This is a genomic window from Candidatus Bathyanammoxibius amoris (genome assembly GCA_024451685.1).
In the GTDB taxonomy this organism is placed as follows: domain Bacteria; phylum Planctomycetota; class Brocadiia; order Brocadiales; family Bathyanammoxibiaceae; genus Bathyanammoxibius; species Bathyanammoxibius amoris.
Window position 1 is genome coordinate 140,370 of the sequence record JAMXCW010000001.1, and the last position, 17,112, is coordinate 157,481.

Annotated in this window: 15 protein-coding genes; 10 read left to right on the top strand and 5 right to left on the bottom strand. The window is 52.4% G+C overall.

The genetic code is table 11. The features are described 5' to 3' along the window. Positions 1-2 precede the first annotated feature (2 nt). The 6 genes from cdaA to NOU37_00750 all read left to right on the top strand — a co-directional run bounded on the left by cdaA (position 3) and on the right by NOU37_00750 (position 5,758). Positions 3-830 (top strand): diadenylate cyclase CdaA, encoded by an 828-nt coding sequence (gene cdaA / locus NOU37_00725; GenBank protein ID MCQ4573763.1) that lies wholly within the window; start codon positions 3-5, stop codon positions 828-830. Further along, positions 805-1,797, top strand: a complete 993-nt coding sequence (locus tag NOU37_00730; protein MCQ4573764.1) for a CdaR family protein — start codon at positions 805-807, stop codon at positions 1,795-1,797. The genes cdaA and NOU37_00730 overlap by 26 nt, the downstream gene beginning before the upstream one ends. After that, the gene (locus NOU37_00735) at positions 1,794-2,555 is read left to right on the top strand and encodes a pyridoxine 5'-phosphate synthase (GenBank protein ID MCQ4573765.1); all 762 of its coding nucleotides are present in this window, start codon (positions 1,794-1,796) and stop codon (positions 2,553-2,555) included. The genes NOU37_00730 and NOU37_00735 overlap by 4 nt, the downstream gene beginning before the upstream one ends. A 53-nt stretch (positions 2,556-2,608) precedes the next feature. Next, a complete protein-coding gene (gene dapA / locus NOU37_00740; protein MCQ4573766.1) occupies positions 2,609-3,475 on the top strand; it encodes a 4-hydroxy-tetrahydrodipicolinate synthase in 867 nt (288 codons plus the stop codon). A 14-nt stretch (positions 3,476-3,489) separates the two neighbouring features. Next, the gene (folE, locus tag NOU37_00745) at positions 3,490-4,053 is read left to right on the top strand and encodes a GTP cyclohydrolase I FolE (protein ID MCQ4573767.1); all 564 of its coding nucleotides are present in this window, start codon (positions 3,490-3,492) and stop codon (positions 4,051-4,053) included. 130 nt (positions 4,054-4,183) lie between these two features. Continuing rightward, positions 4,184-5,758 (top strand): TolC family protein, encoded by a 1,575-nt coding sequence (locus tag NOU37_00750; GenBank protein ID MCQ4573768.1) that lies wholly within the window; start codon positions 4,184-4,186, stop codon positions 5,756-5,758. A 543-nt stretch (positions 5,759-6,301) separates the two neighbouring features. Here the strand turns inward: NOU37_00750 and NOU37_00755 are convergent. From NOU37_00755 to NOU37_00775, 5 genes are all read right to left on the bottom strand, one after another. Next, complete coding sequence (locus NOU37_00755; GenBank protein ID MCQ4573769.1) at positions 6,302-6,889, bottom strand: prepilin-type N-terminal cleavage/methylation domain-containing protein; 588 nt, start codon at positions 6,887-6,889, stop codon at positions 6,302-6,304. A 530-nt stretch (positions 6,890-7,419) separates the two neighbouring features. Next, complete coding sequence (locus tag NOU37_00760) at positions 7,420-8,187, bottom strand: prepilin-type N-terminal cleavage/methylation domain-containing protein (GenBank protein ID MCQ4573770.1); 768 nt, start codon at positions 8,185-8,187, stop codon at positions 7,420-7,422. 313 nt (positions 8,188-8,500) lie between these two features. Beyond that, entirely contained in the window at positions 8,501-9,106 is a 606-nt protein-coding gene (locus NOU37_00765; GenBank protein MCQ4573771.1) for a prepilin-type N-terminal cleavage/methylation domain-containing protein, read from the bottom strand. Positions 9,107-9,182: 76 nt separating this feature from the next. After that, positions 9,183-9,785: a prepilin-type N-terminal cleavage/methylation domain-containing protein gene (locus NOU37_00770; GenBank protein MCQ4573772.1), complete on the bottom strand. Its 603-nt coding sequence runs from the start codon at positions 9,783-9,785 to the stop codon at positions 9,183-9,185. Between the two features lie 120 nt (positions 9,786-9,905). Further along, positions 9,906-10,565, bottom strand: a complete 660-nt coding sequence (locus NOU37_00775) for a type II secretion system protein GspG (protein ID MCQ4573773.1) — start codon at positions 10,563-10,565, stop codon at positions 9,906-9,908. Positions 10,566-11,477: 912 nt separating this feature from the next. Here NOU37_00775 and NOU37_00780 point away from each other — a divergent pair. The 4 genes from NOU37_00780 (at position 11,478) to NOU37_00795 (ending at position 17,111) form a co-directional block, all read left to right on the top strand. Beyond that, the gene (locus tag NOU37_00780) at positions 11,478-12,581 is read left to right on the top strand and encodes a type IV pilus twitching motility protein PilT (GenBank protein ID MCQ4573774.1); all 1,104 of its coding nucleotides are present in this window, start codon (positions 11,478-11,480) and stop codon (positions 12,579-12,581) included. A 15-nt stretch (positions 12,582-12,596) separates the two neighbouring features. Next, positions 12,597-13,718, top strand: coding sequence for a PilT/PilU family type 4a pilus ATPase (locus NOU37_00785; protein MCQ4573775.1), 1,122 nt, complete (start codon positions 12,597-12,599; stop codon positions 13,716-13,718). Between the two features lie 376 nt (positions 13,719-14,094). Next, entirely contained in the window at positions 14,095-14,739 is a 645-nt protein-coding gene (locus NOU37_00790) for a DUF3365 domain-containing protein (protein ID MCQ4573776.1), read from the top strand. 50 nt (positions 14,740-14,789) lie between these two features. Beyond that, positions 14,790-17,111, top strand: a complete 2,322-nt coding sequence (locus tag NOU37_00795) for an ATP-binding protein (GenBank protein MCQ4573777.1) — start codon at positions 14,790-14,792, stop codon at positions 17,109-17,111. Position 17,112: the final 1 nt, after the last annotated feature.

Here is a 17,112-nt window from a genome sequence, read left to right on the forward strand (position 1 = left end):
AAATGGACCGGTTATACGGAGATATAGACCTTTTTGTTGCCCTTAAAGCGGCGGCAGAGATATTCATCATATTCTTGATGTTGTATTTCATGCTCCGCTTTATGCAGGGTACCCGTGGTGTCGGGGTCATGAGGGGCCTGGTATTTATCCTGGTCATTGCGACGGTAATTCTGCTCGTTATCGTGCGCAAGTTGCAGCTCTATACTATAGATTGGCTCCTTACAGAGTTTTTACCGATGGTTACGATACCGTTCATCATCCTTTTTCAGCCCGAGCTGCGCCGTGCGCTGGTCCGGCTCGGAGAGAACCCATTCCTGGGGGTTTTCTTTAAGGGCGAGTCTCCTATGTTAGATGAGGTGGTCGTGGCCGCCTCCGTCCTGGCGAAGAACGGGCTGGGCGGGATTATCGCCATTGAGAGAAAGGTGGGGCTCGATCATTTTGTGGAGGCGGGAACGCGCGTTGACGCAAATATATCCAGCGAACTTATAAACACGATATTCTGGCCCGGTTCTCCGCTGCACGACGGGGCGGTTATAATTCAGGAACAAAAGGTGGCCGCGGCCGGGTGCCTGTTACCCCTGAGCGATGACCCCACCATGGACAAATCCCTTGGCACACGTCACAGGGCCGCGATGGGGCTTACCGAGGAAACCGATGCAGTCGCAATCGTTATCTCAGAGGAGACAGGGGTTATTTCCCTTGCCGTAAAGGGAAAAATCAACAGTGGGCTGGATGAAAAAGACCTGAAAAAAGCCCTGGGTCGTCTGTTAAAGGGCGGTAGCGGAAATTCTAGAGGTGATAGACTTGCTCAAGGAAGCGCTATTCAATAATCTCGGTGCGAAACTCATGGCCCTTGCGATGGCCCTGGCACTCTGGCTGTTCGCAACGGGAAAGTATACGGGTGAATTAAGCTCCACGGTACCCCTGGAGGTCTCTTTTCCTCCGGGGTATACGTTGCTTAACCAGTCTGCAACCACGGTTGATATAAGGCTCAAAGGGCCAAAGGGCGGTATCGACTATGTATCCGAACTGGTAGGACAGAGAAAGATAATTGCCAGATGCGGGGTGTACGTTGAGGGCAGGGAGAACGAAGACGTTATTGAGGAAATGGTGATTCTCGAGAAGAAGAATTTTAATCTCCCCTATGACGTCAAGCTGGATATGGTAAGGCCCAAGAAGGTGAAGTTCACGCTGGTGAAACGGGAGACTAAGACCCTGTCGGTGGAGCTTCAAAAATGGGGAGAACCACCACCGGGTTACGAGGTTACCGGGGAGTTTTTCTTCCCGTTTGAGGTACAGGTGACCGGCCCGGCCAACATCCTCAGAGACGCGACGGTACTGAAAACGCTCCCAATTGACATATCCAATCTGACCCCCGACCAAAACCGTACGTTTCCATGGCAGGTGCCGCTGGAACAGAGGGTGATAATTAATAGAGACGATAAGACCTTAACGGCCCCTGTAGAGTGTGAAGGGGTGGTTAACGTGTGGTTTGATATCGCAGAGGAATTGGAAAGCAAGGAGTTCGAGAGGGTAGGGGTAAGGCTCCTTGAGCCGCCTGACTTCCCGTACGAGGTACAACTGGAGCAGAAGTTTGTCAACCTCAAGGTAAAGGGCCCACGGTCAGTCCTGGATAAATTAATGTCGCCGTCCGTATACGTAGACGTGAGCGATCTCAAACCCCCCGGACCATACAAAGAGCCTCTCATCTGCAAATTACCCCCGATGGTGAAATTAGACGAACAGCTGCCGGACATACATCTGGACATCACGGGGGGCGAAGCAGCAAAGAAATGACAAAGCTGGGGGTAAACGTAGACCATGTGGCTACGCTTCGGCAGGCCAGGATGACCTATGAACCGGATCCGGTAACGGCAGCCTCCCTGGCAGACCTGGGAGGGGCCGACATCATTACTATACACCTCAGGGAGGACCGCAGGCACATACAGGACAGAGACCTGAAACTGCTCAAACAGACGGTGTTTACGAAGTTAAACCTGGAGATGTCCATGGCCCGTGAGATAGTAGAATTAGCCCTGGCAGAGGGGCCTGCACAGGTTACGTTCGTACCTGAAAAGAGACAGGAGATTACCACCGAAGGCGGGCTTGACGTGGTTTCCCGGAGAAAGGTCCTTGCCCCGCTGATTGAGAGGTTTAAGGAACGGGGCATAGCGGTAAGTCTGTTTATTGACCCTGAGACACAACAGATACAGGGAGCCAGGGAGGTAGGGGCGGAATTTGTAGAACTCCACACGGGCGCCTATGCCAATGCGGAGACGGAGACCGAGCAGATGGACATGCTCGAGAAACTTTACCGGTGCGCCGGCCTCTCCAGAGAAGCGGGGCTAAGGGTAAACGCCGGTCACGGCCTTACGTACAAAAATGTCGGGCCTGTTGTAGAAAAAATAGGCGCCGAAGAACTCCACATAGGCCACAGCATCATCTCAAGGGCAGTGTTTGTGGGGATTAAGAAGGCGGTTGAAGAAATGAAGGAGTTGATATATAAACATAGTTTGCGGGCAAAGACGGGCGGGCGGCCCAGGGTGCGTTCTTAGACCCGAAACGTGCGTCCGGGACGACAAAAACCCCCAGAAGCGGGAGAGAACAGATGTTTGCCGGTTCGATAGTGGCGCTGGTTACACCTTTTAAGGACGGTGAAGTAGACCTCAAAAAGCTGGAGGAACTAATAGAGTTCCACGTACGCGAGGGCACCAGTGCCATCTCTCCGTGTGGTACGACGGGGGAATCTCCCACCCTCTCGCATGAGGAGCACGAAAAGGTGATATCTGAAGTAGTCCGGATGGTCCGGGGCCGCGTGCCCGTAATAGCCGGCACAGGCTCTAACAATACCCGCGAGGCCTTGAGGCTGACCAGGTACGCGCGCAAGGCCGGCGCTGACGGCGCACTCGTCATTACACCGTATTATAACAAACCGACGCAGGAGGGACTTTACAGACATTTTAAGACCCTGGCTGAAGAGGCGGATATACCCATCGTTCTTTATAACGTGCCATCGAGAACCGGGGTGTCTACCTCCCCCGAAACCGTTGCAAGGCTCGCCGAGCTGAAGAACATTGTGGCAATAAAAGAGGCCAGCGGCAGTCTTGACCAGATTAGCGCAATCCTGAGGCTGTGCGACATAACCGTACTTTCGGGAGAGGATTCCTTAATCCTTCCCATCCTTTCAATAGGCGGAAAAGGCGTGGTTTCCGTAGTAGCCAACATTGTGCCCGGGGATACGCGCGCCGTGATAGACAGCTTCTTTAAGGGAGACCTGGAGACGGCCAGAAAGGCACACGACAGGCTCTACCCGCTGACAAAGGCCATGTTCATAGAGACAAACCCTATTCCCGTAAAGACGGCCATGAGGGTACTGGGCAGGCTGAACGGGGAGATGAGGCTGCCCCTTTGCGATATGGCCGGGGCCCATGAGCAGCAGTTGACGGAGGCCCTCAAGGACTACGGTCTTCTATAGAGAGAAAAGGTTTGATGGACCACGAAAAAATAATAAAAGCCGTACACCTTTTCCTGGAAGCCATCGGGGAGGACCCGGACCGCCCCGGCCTGCGCGGCACACCGGAAAGGGTTGCGGACATGTGTAAGGAGATTTTTGGCGGGATAGGGGTGGATGCAGGTAAGGAGATAAAGGTCTTGAAGGCCACAGGTCACGACGAGGTAGTCCTGCTAAAAGACCTGCCCTTCTATTCCGTTTGTGAGCACCATATCCTGCCGTTTGTGGGTATGGCCCATGTGGCCTATATCCCCAAGGCAGGCCGTATAACGGGAATAAGCAAGCTTGCCCGCGTGGTAGAACTACACGCGAATAAGTTACAGGTCCAGGAGCGGCTTACAACTGACATCGCAGACAGCATTATGGACGCACTCGAGCCCAGGGGGGTGCTCGTGGTAATCCAGGCCGAGCACCTGTGTATGACCATGCGGGGAGTGAAGAAACCCGGTTCGAAGGTTCAGACTTCCGTGGTGAGGGGTATTTTCAGGGAAAACCCTGCGACCAGGGCTGAGGCCATGTCCCTTATACTGGCCGTCAGATAGCGCCCTTTTGCCATGAGAAAAGGACATCTGGATTCGAGGCCGCGCTTGATACATGCCGGGCCGGATGAGCTATACCGCTCTGGCGCGAAATAAATCTTTACCGGTTAGTGTGAAGTAAGGAGGACATAATATGATAAAAAAGACCTTATTATGCCTCTGCCTGTCGGCGTTCCTGTTGCTTGGGCCGGCCGCGCGGGCAGAAGAAAAAGGGGCTAATCCTCCGGAAAAGGGTGCCGTGGAGTTTAGCACGAGTATTGGTTTTCTAAACCTCTCCTTGACGGACTGCATACTTATCGGTCTCAAGAACAATCTGGACATGGAGATTGCCAGAATAGACCCGCTTATCGAAGACAAAGACATATCCGTCCAGAAGGCCCCCTTTGACCCGGTCTTTGAGGCGGAAGGCGGGTTTCGAAACCCCAACGACCCCATCAACTCTGACTTTATCACGGGTGTTGCGCCCAGTGAGCTGCACCGGAAAATCCAGACGCTCGACGTCTCGCTCAGCATGCTGACCCCCATAGGTGCGACCTTCAACGTAGACTACTTTCTTGACAAGACATTGCGAAGCACGAGTAGAGGTGTGGCGCTCAATCCGGCCGTTGACACCTTTGTTGAGGTGAGTTTCACGCAGCCCCTGCTGAAGAAGTTCGGCATATTCTACACCAGAAGCAAGATTTACATGGCCCGGAACGACAAAAAGATATCTCTTTACGCCTTTAAAAGGATCGCCATAAACGTAGCAAACGAGATCCAGAAGGCGTACTGGGACCTTGTGAGGACTATCGAGGACCTGAAGGTCGCGCACCAGGCCCTGACCAGGGCCCAGGAATTCCTGAGGAGCGATAAGCTCAAGGTGGATGCGGGAATCCTTGCGCCACTGGATTTAATGGTAGACCAGGAAGAGGTTGCTTTTAGAGAGGAAGAAATAATCCTCGCCGAAAGAGATGTGCAGGACATGGAGGACGAACTGAAGTATCTCCTTAATTTCTTCAGTCCGGGCGGCGCCCCGTGGCTTGCCGAGATATCGGTTATCCCCGTAGACAAACCCGTGTTTGACGTGAGGGACGTAAGCCTGGAGGAATCCATAAACGTGGCCTTTGAAAACAGGCCGGAACTGTTTGAACAAAAACTCACGCTGGATAACACAGAGATAGAGAGAAGAAGGAAGAGGAACGAACTCCTCCCCCAGTTGGATTTGGAAGGCGGTCTGAGATACAGCGGGCTGGCTAGACACCTCGACAGGTCCCAGAAATCACTGCTTACAGGGGACTTTCAGGAGGAATACGCGAGAATCATCTTCAAGATACCCATAGGCCTCAGGAAGGGACGTGCCGAGTACGCAAAGGCAAAGTATGAAAAGAGGAAGGCCCAGCTGGAACTTTCAAAACAGGAGCGCAAGATAATTGTTGATGTGAGAGAGGTCGTGAGGCGCTTGCGCACGAGCCGGAAGCTTGTAGGGAACACGAGGAAGACCCTGAAATATGCCAGACGCAGGCTGGAAGCGGAGGAGAAGAAATACGCCGTCGGGAGGACCACAAACATCGAGGTCTTGAGGGCGCAAAATTCCCTGGCCGCACAGGAAGCAAGGGCGATTAGGGCCCTGACAGAGCACCATAAGTCGCAGGGAGAGCTTGAGGCCGCCAAGGGAACCATCCTTGAGCGGTTCAATATTGTTCTGGAGGGCACGGGTCTCGGTCAATGAGCTTGTCTGTGTGCGCTTATGCGGAGCTAAAGACGTGTAAATGAATGGTTGGCGCAAGGGACAGGCGGCGCTGATAATTAAAGTGGTAATACCGGAGGTTGCCATTATACTGACGGGTTTATTGGTCTGATATGTGGAAGGATTTGGCCGCGGGGTTATTTTCCGCCTGCCGGCCGGATGTTATATTATGAGAGTTCTGAAAAGGTGCATTAAAGGTTGTGGGGACTGCTAAAGTGAGAGGACGGCATGAAGAAGAAGAAGAAGAAATGGTATAATACCTCACGGCAGAGGATATTGATTATCGTAGCGATACCTATTGCAGTGGCCGCTATAGTAGTTAACGTAATTATGTTTCTGCTTTATTAGAAGTTATGTGATGAAAGAGTCCGGGTATGTGATTGTTTCCTGGCCACGGCGCGGACAGACAGTTGTTTGCCGCATGTTTGACCAACAAAAACGGCAAGGGATGAGAGCTGCCCGCTCCCCTTCAACCTTGCCCCTACGAAACCCCGTTTATTTCTACTGTAAACGGACCGCCATCCCTTATTTTATACGGTAGGCGATGTCGTCGCCGTCGACTGTCGGCGCATCCCTCCCCTGCGAAAACGTTGTTTCGATTGTCTCGTTGGGTCCGGCGGATAGTACCCAGACCGCGTTACTGGCGTTGGGCAGGAGCTTGTTCGCGTTGCACACGTATTGGTTTCCCCAGGGGTCCTGCCGGATAGGGCCCATATAAGGCCCCCGCCAGGCAAATTCCCCGCTCTCGGAATATGCGTTCCCACCACCAGTGCCACTCGGCTTGTTCTCGTTTAGCTGGTTTTCAAATGTGTCGGATGTGCTAAAGGACCAGCCACTAGGTGTATCCCCATCCGAGGTGATTAGAACGTCAAATACGGTATCACTCGGGCTGGTCAAAGTCCCGTTTGCGTATATAGGAAAGCGTGCCGTGTCCTTGTTAAAGGCCAACAACGCCTCACCGAGGGCCTTCGTGTCCTGCTCCGCCCTCCGGGTCTTCGCCGACCCTAGGTAGGTTCTTACCGTCGGGACAAGTATACCCGCCATTATCCCCACAATGGCAAGTACTATTACAATCTCTAAGAGTGTAAAACCGTTTTTACGCCTGCTGTTCACTTTTCCACCTGTTCCCTCTACGGATTGTGTACTGGTCGAGCCTTCGGCCTCAAGGGCCTCAGCCCGAAGGCTTGCTCGACTTTCTGTAGGGGCAACCCCCTGTGGTTGCCCTTGTAGGTTTCTAGGGCAGGCACGGGGGTCTGCCCCTACCGATATGTTAGCAGAGTAAGCCTGCCCCTACAAATGTTACTGGTCGGGCCGTGCCATAGGCAGGTCTGTCACGCCTCCTGATGCGGATATTGCGACTTGGCGCACCAGCCTGTCTTCTGTAGCTGTTTCCTGTAGCTGCTCGATTTATCGAGCTTATCTGTGACCCCATAAATGGGGCAGCTACTTTGTCTTTTGTAGGGACAGGGTTTGTCCCTGTCCGCGGACAGCCACAAGGGCTGTCCCTACATCTTCGTCCGATACGGATCGCGCCTGAGGGGGACTCACCTTCAGCGAGGATCGAACGCTGCAGTCTCCATGCCCCAGGACTAATGGCTCTGAACCGCCCTGCCAAAACGTGCCGCACAACAAGCCAGGCCGTATTAATCAGATACGCCGCTGATGGACGCCCTTTTCTGGAACATCATTATCCCGATGTCATCGGACGTGGAGGACAACCCCAGGCTACTAGGAGCGGGCTCGTTGTTCAGGATGGGCGAGTTCACGCCCGTCTCCAGCGTCTCGTTCGGCCCGCCGCTGATTATCCACACGTAGTTGAATACAAGGCCCACCCCCGTGCCGGTTGTACGATTCGTAAAGGCATTAGCATATATCAGATAGTTCCTGCCCCACGGGTCGTTGAACACCTGGGCCATGTACGGCCCCGCCCAGTTCACATCGGCGGCTATGTAGAAGCCGTTAGGAGTGGCGGTAGTGCCGCCGGGATTGTCGATTGTGAGGTGGTTCACCAATGCCTGCACCTCGGTGGTGCTGCCTCCCCAAGTTGCACCCGCATCGCCCGCATCAGGGTCTTGCACGTTGCCGCCAAGTCCTGTTGTGGCGAAAAGATTAAAGTTTGCGTCTACCGAACCGCTCCTCAGTACCTCTACGCCGGTTGGAGAGGTCTCACCTGTCCTGGTGGGCCATGTGCCGGTATCCTTGTGGAACAGGGATATGGCGGCGCTTATACCGTCAACGTCCTGTTTTGCCTTTGCCACGCGTGCGGACTCGATCTGGTCTATCGCGACGGGTACTACGACTGCCGCCAGTGTGGCCGTAATGGCTACCACAGCCGCCACCTCAGGCAGTGTAAACCCTTTTCTATCTTTCAGCCCCGAGAAGAGCTTCTTTGCCCTCCTTAATAGCTTCATTTTTCTTACCCTCTTTATTTTAAGGTTTCGTCAGCCATAAAAATCAGGCTAACTTACGCACATTACCATGATAAGCGCTGTTGAACAAGGTTGCTTTCCCTTTTTGTCCTCTGTAGCAGGGACAGGGTTTATCTCTGTCCGCGGACAGCCACAAGGGCTGTCCCTGCATCTTCTCTTCGTCCGATACGGATCGCGCCTGAGGCGGACTCACCTTCAGCGAGGATCGGACGCTACAGTCCCAGGGTGCGTCTCGACGCACCGCCTTTGATGAGAGTATCGTAGAGCTAAAGCCCTGTGGCACCCACACCTGCGCTTACTTGATGCGGAAGACGATGTCGTCTCCGCCCACGGTTATAGTCCCCCCGGTCCCGGTCTGTTCAAAGTCGGTATCAACGACCTTGTTGGGACCCGGAGAGAGCACAAACACGGGCTGTGTGCCGTTGACGTTGGCTTTCTGCAGGAACTCTACGTTAACAAGATACGCGCTGCCCCAGGGGTCTTCATCGATCCTTTCCAGATATGGACCTCTCCAGCGACGACTGCCGGTGGAGTCATAGCTCGCACCATTCGTGAAAACGTGGTCGGAAAGGTCATCCGGCGCCCCAGTGACCTTGGCCTCCCAGCCTGTCGCAGTACCGTCATCAGCGGTGTCTCCGGCTCCTACCAGTATGTCAATAGTTTCCAATTGAGGCGAAGCGTTTGAAACCAACGAAATAGGCCACTCTGCGGTGTCAGCGTTCAAAGCGGCTAGTGCCGTTGCGATATGCTGCACATCCGCCTGGGCCTTCCTGTTCCTGGAATCGCCCACGTACCGGGTCAGGGTCGGTGCCAGTATACCGGCCAGCACGGCGATTATGGCCAGCACGATGACGATTTCAATCAGTGTGAAACCACCCGTACTTCTAAGGTTCTTAGTCATTTTTCTACTCCTTTTAATTTCCAGTGCCGTTTCAGGGGTACAGGTTATTGCCCCCCTGCGGCACCCGCACCTGCGCTTACTTGATACGGAAAATGATGTCGTCTAAGCCCACCGTGATAGTAGGTCCGGCCTGGTCAAAGTTGGTATCAATGACCTTGTTGGGACCTGCAGAGAGCACAAACACGGGCTTTGTGCCGTTGACGTTGCCTTTCTGCAGGAACTCTACGTTAACAAGATACGCGCTGCCCCAGGGGTCTTCATCGATCTTTTCCAGATATGGACCTCTCCAGCGACGTCTGCCGGTGGAGTCATAGACCGCACCATTCGTGAAAATGTGGTCGGAAAGGTCATCCTGGAGCAAAGCGACTTTTTTTATCGTCCAGCCTGTCCCAGTACCGTCAACAGCGGCGTCTCCAGATCCTGCCAGCATGTCAACATTTTCAGTTGGAGGCGAAGCGCTTAAATCCGTCGAAATAGGCCAGTCTAAGGTGTCAGCGTTCAAAGCGGCTAATGCCGTTGCGATGTGCTGCGTGTCCGCCTGGGCCTTCCTGTTCCTGGAATCACCCACGTACCGGGTCAGGGTCGGGGCCAGTATACCGGCCAGCACGGCGATTATGGCCAGCACGATGACGATTTCAATCAGTGTAAAACCGCTCGCACTTCTAAGGTTTTTTGTCATTTTCTTACCCTCTTAAAAATGCCCTAAGGTTTAAAAACTACTAACAAAATAACAAACACTAACGCTCAATGCATCTCTTGTCGGTTCTGCCCCCCAGATAAACCGTTCTCCTCTCCACAATCATATGCCGCCGGACAGCATCAGATATCCTATATCGTCACCGTTTGACGTCAGGCCGGTTGTGGGGTCGGAGTTCAATGTCTCCGAGTCTTTATCGGTCTCTATGGTCTCGTTAGGTCCGGCGGAGAGCACCCAGGCATAGATAGGGGCCTCGCTTGTGCCCGAATCGTAGAACCCCTTGGCTATCACCAGATAGTTCCTTCCCCAGGGGTCCGTACCCACCTCGCCTATATACGGCCCTCTCCAAGCACCGTTGTTGTCCTCATAAGCATCGGCAACACCGCCGGGATTGTCTACCAGGAGATGGTTGCTTAACTTATCCGCCTCCGAAAGTTCCCACAGAGCGCTTATTTCCGAAACGAAGTTCGGGTCGAGAGTGCTGTCACTCCCGGTTCTCAACACCTCTATCTTGTCCATATCCGCGCCTTTCCTGGTGGGGAACTCTGTCGTGTCGTTATAAAGGGTAACTATGGCCGTAGCGATACTCTTAACCTCGGCTCTGGCGGAAACCTTTCTCGCGGTATTAACCTTGTCCAGGGCAATAGGCATAACGGTAGCCGCGAGTACCGCCACAATTGCTACCACTATCGCAATTTCCATGAGTGTGAGACCCCGTGAGGACCTCAATTCGGCCACCCTAACTAGCACCCAGTTAATCATTTAACAAATCCTTTACTCCGGTTAAAGACACATATCCCATAAATATAGTTCGCAATCTCCATGCCAGAAAGATACCGTGGGGGGGGGGTGGAATGCTAATATTATAAGATTCGCACTGTAAAGAGGTTATGATATAAGTCATTGCATACACTGGTGTTTGCATCTCTTGTGCAGGCATATTAAGCTACAAATTTTGTAGTTGGTGCTACATTGTTTGTAGTCCTGATCCAGCTGTATTACGGTACTTACATGGCACGGGTTTTTGCCTAAGTGTCTTCCTGGCAGGAACTTGGCGCTGCTGCGGGTGCCGCAGGGCGGGCGTGCCCCCCCTACGGGCGTTCCGTTGTTGTAGGGACAGCCATAAGGCCTCGCGTCAAACATCGTTACCACGTTAATGGTTCAATAGAAAAGACTTGACAAAAATGTGGACAAAAAGGTAAAAGAATCAGGACCAGAAAGTATCGTATTGGGGCAAGATATCTATTCATCGTAATTTATATTTATAGGGAGAAGAGATGAGTAAGAGGGTGAAAATAATGATTCTTGCATTAATCGTGCTGGGTGTGGCGGCTGCGGTAGTCAATGGGCTTCTGTTTAGTGGCAATTTGCTGTAGTTTTTTAAGGCGAGTTACCCTGCTGTTGCAGTAACTACGCCACGGCGGGAATGGAAGGTAGTTTTGAACCTCTGTGAAACGTGTGTTTTGACGTTAAAACGAGCGAATTGTTCATTTATAGCATCTTATAAACGCACAAGACATGTTTGTTCTGCGTCCGATACGGGACCTTACGCTGTGTTATTATAGTTTCCGTCACAGGGGGTTTGTCATATATCAAATTACGCATAGTCTTGTATAAAAAGAGCTTATTGCGTCTTTGATATCACATGCTGAGTAAGGGGAGGTGCCTGGCGAGTTGGAACGCAAGAAGGCGGTGGTGGATATTAGCGAGCTTCTCCGTTTCGCCAAAGAGGAGGGGGCTTCAGACCTGCATCTCAGCGCGGGTGAGCCGGCGATGTTGCGTGTTAACGGCGAGATAAGGAAGATTGATTCACCCCCGTTGAAGAGAGAGGATATCCATGACCTCCTTTACGACATATTCAACGATAGACAGAAGATGATGTTCGAGGAGGACCATGAGATAGACTTCTCGCTGGATTTCAAGGGTATAGCGCGTTTCAGGGTGAACGCCTATCTCCAGAACCGCGGTGAGGCGATTGCGTTCAGGCCCATACCGAATAAGGTCCCGACTTTGAAGGAACTTGGGCTTCCCGGCATCCTCGCTGAAATGGTAAAGAAGCCCAAGGGGCTTATTCTGGTCACAGGGCCTACGGGGTCCGGCAAATCTACCACTCTGGCGGCCATGATAGAGATGATAAACCAGAGCCAGAGGCTTCATATTATAACTATTGAGGACCCCATAGAGTTTACCTACGAGCCAAAGAAGTGTCTGATAAATCAGCGTGAGCTTGGCACACACACAAAGAGCTTTGCCCGGGCTCTGAGGGCGGCATTGAGGGAAGACCCCGATGTTATTCTGGTGGGTGAACTGCGGGACCTTGAGACCATCGGCCTCGCCATGACAGCCGCAGAAACAGGCCATCTCGTGCTCGGTACACTCCATACCTCGGGTGCGTCAAAGACCGTTAACAGGATAATAGACGCCTTCCCCGGAGACCAGCAGTCACAGATACGCAGCATGTTCTCAGGGGCGATATCTGCTATTATGTCTCAGGTGCTGCTAAGACGTAAGGACGGCAAGGGCAGGGTGGCCGCCGTAGAGGTGCTGCTGGGCTCGCCGGCCATCCGGCACCAGATTAGAGACGGAAAGGTGGCGATGATACCGGCTACCATGCAGACGAGTAAACAGATGGGTATGCAGACGATGGATGCGGCGCTTATTGACCTGTATAACGCCGGGTTGGTGGGTATGGACGTCATATTGCCCCACCTGAGCAGCCCTGAGGCGATGGCCAATCAGCAGGGAAAGGCGTTGGGTAATCAGCCGGAAAAGGCTTAGGGCCGGGGTCTGGTTATGGATATAGAAAAACTTTTGGAAGAAATGGTCCGCAGGAAGGCCTCTGACATCTACATTACCACGGGTGTGCCCGTAACCTACCGCATTGAGGATGACCTGACGGTCTCGGATAAATATAAGGAACCTCTCGGCCGTGAGCAGATACAGGAGCTGGCCTTCTCCCTGATGAGTGACAGGCAGAAAGAGGCGTTTGTGAGGGAACGCGAGCTGAATTCCGCCCTTTCGTATCCCGGCCTCGGCCGTTTCAGGGTGAATATGTGTTATCAGAGAAGTTCCATCGGCCTGGTTATAAGACACGTTAAACATCGCGTGATGAGTTTTACAGAGCTTGGCCTGCCCCCCATACTTGGGGATATATCGATGAGCAGGAGGGGGCTGGTGCTGGTTGTGGGCACTGCGGGCTCCGGTAAATCTACCACACTGGCTGCGATGGTGGACTACAGGGCCTCCAACGCATCCGGGCATATCGTCACGGTAGAGGACCCCATAGAGTTTCTTTATACACACAAGCGTTCAATAGTCACGCAGAGGGAGGTGGGCACAGACACCCACTCATATGGAGATGCCCTGAGGAACGCATTCAGACAGGCGCCGGACGTTATCCTTATCGGTGAGATACGTGACACGGAGACCATGGAGGCGGCACTTTCTTTTGCCGAAACCGGACACCTCTGCATGAGTACGCTGCACGCCAATAATGCCAATCAGGCGATTGAACGTATACTGACCTTCTTTCCCGCGGCCATGCACGAGCAGGTATACGTACTGCTGTCGCTGAACCTCCGGGCAATCGTATCTCAAAGGATCGTCCCTACCACGACCGGCGGCTCCAGGGTGGCCGCCATGGAGATTTTACTCGATACGCCACGGGTCAAGGACCTTATACACAAGAGGGAGGTGGAACTGCTGAAAGAGACGATGGCAAAGGGGAACCAGGAAGGCATGTTTACCTTCGACCAGTCCCTTTTTGAACTGTTTAAGGGGGGACAGATAAGCTATGAGACCGCCCTGTCCCATGCCGACGGCATGAGTGATCTCCGCCTGAGGATTAAGACCGAGGGTCTTATGAAGGAGTCAAAGGGGACGCGGAAGTCTTCCTTCAAACTGAAAACCACATAAGACTTCCACGACAAAGCTGCTGCAGTCCGACAGAAACCACGAAAAGGAACGTCTATTTTACAGTTATTTTCTACACTTACGAATGCAGATTTATTTTATAGAATGCCCTGCGAGGCTTTTAGCCTGGAAAAGACGCTAAAATAGGCTAAAATATGTTTCGGTGTGCGAACGACGCGTGAACAGTGACAACCGGCAGTACTGATAGTATATGATGACCCACCGCTGCGGAGCGCTGTTGGCTCTGTCCTTGTGCCGGGAGGCTTCAATTCTTGCGGTGTTTGTGTTCTGTGTCTACGTGAAAAACGTTTAACGAATTGTTACCGGACTTGAGGGAGCTAGTTTATGCACGCATTCTCGTCAGGAGGGCCGTTTTGTGATGTATAATAATCTTCGTCTGGTTTGTTTCTTGACGGCATTTTGTATTGGCCTGGCGTTGTTATCAGACGTCAGCGCACGCGAAAAAGACATTGAGTCCCAAAACAAACGTACGATAGAGTTGGAGTGTATGTATGAATGTATTGCCGACACGAGTGCCACCATGCTTCTCTCCATCCGTAACGTTATTGCGAAAAACCAGAAGCTCATAAACCGGGACCCCGAGACGGGAAACTTCTATTTCAAGGGTTTTGTGCCGGCGGTTGCCGGCAGCCGTGTAGCCAACGACTTCAGCCTCAGGACGGGTTACAAGTTGAAGCAGACGGCCCTCAGGGTCAGGAACCCCCAGAACAAACCTGACGAGTGGGAAAAAAAGACACTGTTGATACTCGAAGAGAACGGAATGAAAGAGAGTTTCGGAGAAATGACCGAGATGGACGGTAGAGAGGTTTATCGTTACATGAAGCCGTTATATATGGAAAAGGAATGTGTGGTCTGCCATTCCACGTACGAGGCCATGCCCCCGGAGGTCAGGGCATACATGGAGAGCAATTACGGCAGTGACAACGCGATGGGGTATAAGCTGGGCGACCTGCGCGGAGGTATAAGTGTTGTAGTACCGGTAATGGATATGCCTTGTCCTTGAGTCCTTGCGGGGCGGAAGTTTTGTCTAACCTGTATTAATCGAAGGGCTATATGCCCAGAAAGATTTTAACACGTTTTGGCGTGAACCTGCTTTGCTGGTTCATGCTGGTTGCGTTGTTGCCTTTAACGATTGCGGGCACGGTATGCTACTTTTTTGTTAAAGGCCAGATCAAGCAGGACGTGTTTAACGAGCTGCAGGTAGAGGCATGGGGCATTCAAGGTGATATAGCCGCCATCCTGGGTGAAAACCTGGCCAGGGTTGAGGGCTTTAGTTCAGACGGGTACATCAGAGATGCCACCAGGGCTCTGACGCTCCAGGTAGAGGAATCACAAAAGATAAGGCAGGACCTCAATATACACCTCGAGGTGAACAAAAAGAGCCTTGACCCGGGTATTATCGAGGTCTTTGTCGCAGACACTACCGGGAAGATTGTCGCCTCGACGTCCGGTGGCCAGGCCGGGAAAGACATTTCAGGGAAACGGTATTTCACACAGCCATTTCTCCATTTTGAACAGACCGGCCCCGTTTTTGGCAGGGAAACAATGCCGATGGACAGTACCGGTGAACCGGACCTTATTTTCTCTACCTTACTAACCGATAAGCACCTGCATACGCCGATAGGTATTATAGCCAACAGGGTTTCGATAGGCGTACTGCTGAATACCATAAGGCAAAGTCTGTATATCCCCGGCGAAGGTACAAATCCGAGGGACCATAGCAAGATTCACATCTTAAACAAAGACCACTTTGTACTGGCAACGTCAGGCGGGTTAACGGACGCGCATTCGAGGGATATTGCCGGTACGTCCGTGATAGAAAAGGCGTTTGCAGAGAACATGGCAGTGATTGACACGTATAAAGCCCCCTCGGGGCATTGGGTGCTGGGTGCAGCAGTACCTGTCAAAGAGACAGGTTGGGTAATATTGGCCGAGAGGGACTACGGCGCTGCCTTTGCCCCCCTTGGCAGGATTCGGAACCTGTTTATTATACTTAACTGTTCTGCGGCGGTTATGGCGTTCCTGGTCGCCTTTTTTGTCTCAAGAAACATGGGCGTTGCCATCAGAAAACTCAAAGACGGCACTGAAATAGTTGCCAAGGGAAACCTCGACCACAAGATAGAACTGAAGCGAAAGGATGAACTCAAGGACCTGGGCCTCTCCTTTAACGCGATGACCGGCAGGTTAAAGGAATATACGGAGCAAATGGCGCAAAGGGGGAAAGAGGTCCTGGAAAGTGAAAAGAAGTACAGAACACTGGTTGAAAACCTGCCGCAAAAGATATTCTATAAGGATAAAGATTCGGTCTACGTCTCTTGCAACGAAAACTACGCGCGAGACCTGAAGATCAAGCCTGAGGAGATAGCCGGAAAGACAGATTATGGCTTTTACCCGAAGGAGGTGGCCGAAAAACACAGGGCGGGCGACAAAAGAATTATGAAATTGGGGAAGACGGAAGACATAGAAGAGAAATACTTTCGTGATGGAAAAGAGTTTTTTGTCTATATGGTCAAAACACCCGTTAAGGATGAAAAAGGCAATACCGTCGGCATACTCGGTATCTTCTGGGACATCACCGAGCGCAAGCGGATGGAGGACGAGCTGAAAAGGACGCAGAAACAGCTCTTTCAGGCGGAAAAGATGTCCTCTCTCGGCACGCTTGCATCGGGTATAGCACATGAAGTAAATAACCCCTTGAGCTATGCAATAAACAATCTCGAACTGATGAAGGACTATGTTAGAGATATTGCCTCTATTGAGGGGCAGCAGTTGGATAAGAAGAAGGTTCTCCACACGTTGGGGGAGATGCAGAAATGCCTGGACGACACCAGCGCGGGGACGGAACAGATACGGCGGATAATCTCAACCGTGTATGAGTTCTCACATCCCGGACGGGACAGACTCGACCACGTTGACATAAACAAGACGGTAGATGCCGCTCTGGAGGTCGTACGGCACGAACTCAAGTACAAGGTAAAGATAACGAAGGACTATGCCGAGCTTCCGGAGATATCGTCCTATCCCCAGTATCTGGTCCAGGTCTTTACAAACCTGTTTCTGAATGCGGTCCATGCCATCCCTGACTCCGGGGAAATACGCATCAAGACCTACCGGCAGGGGCAGGCGGTCTGCATCGAAATAAGTGACACGGGCGTAGGCATTCCGGAAGAGGATCTAAAGAGAATATTTGACCCGTTCTTCACCACGAAAGACGTGGGCAAGGGTACGGGGCTTGGATTGAGCATCGTTTACAACCTGGTCACAAAGGCGGAGGGTGACATAGAGGTGTCGAGCACCGTCGGGAAAGGTACGACGTTTAAGATAACCTTGCCCCTTGGGGCAAAAGCAGACACCTCTTCACCGGAACGCGGATAAG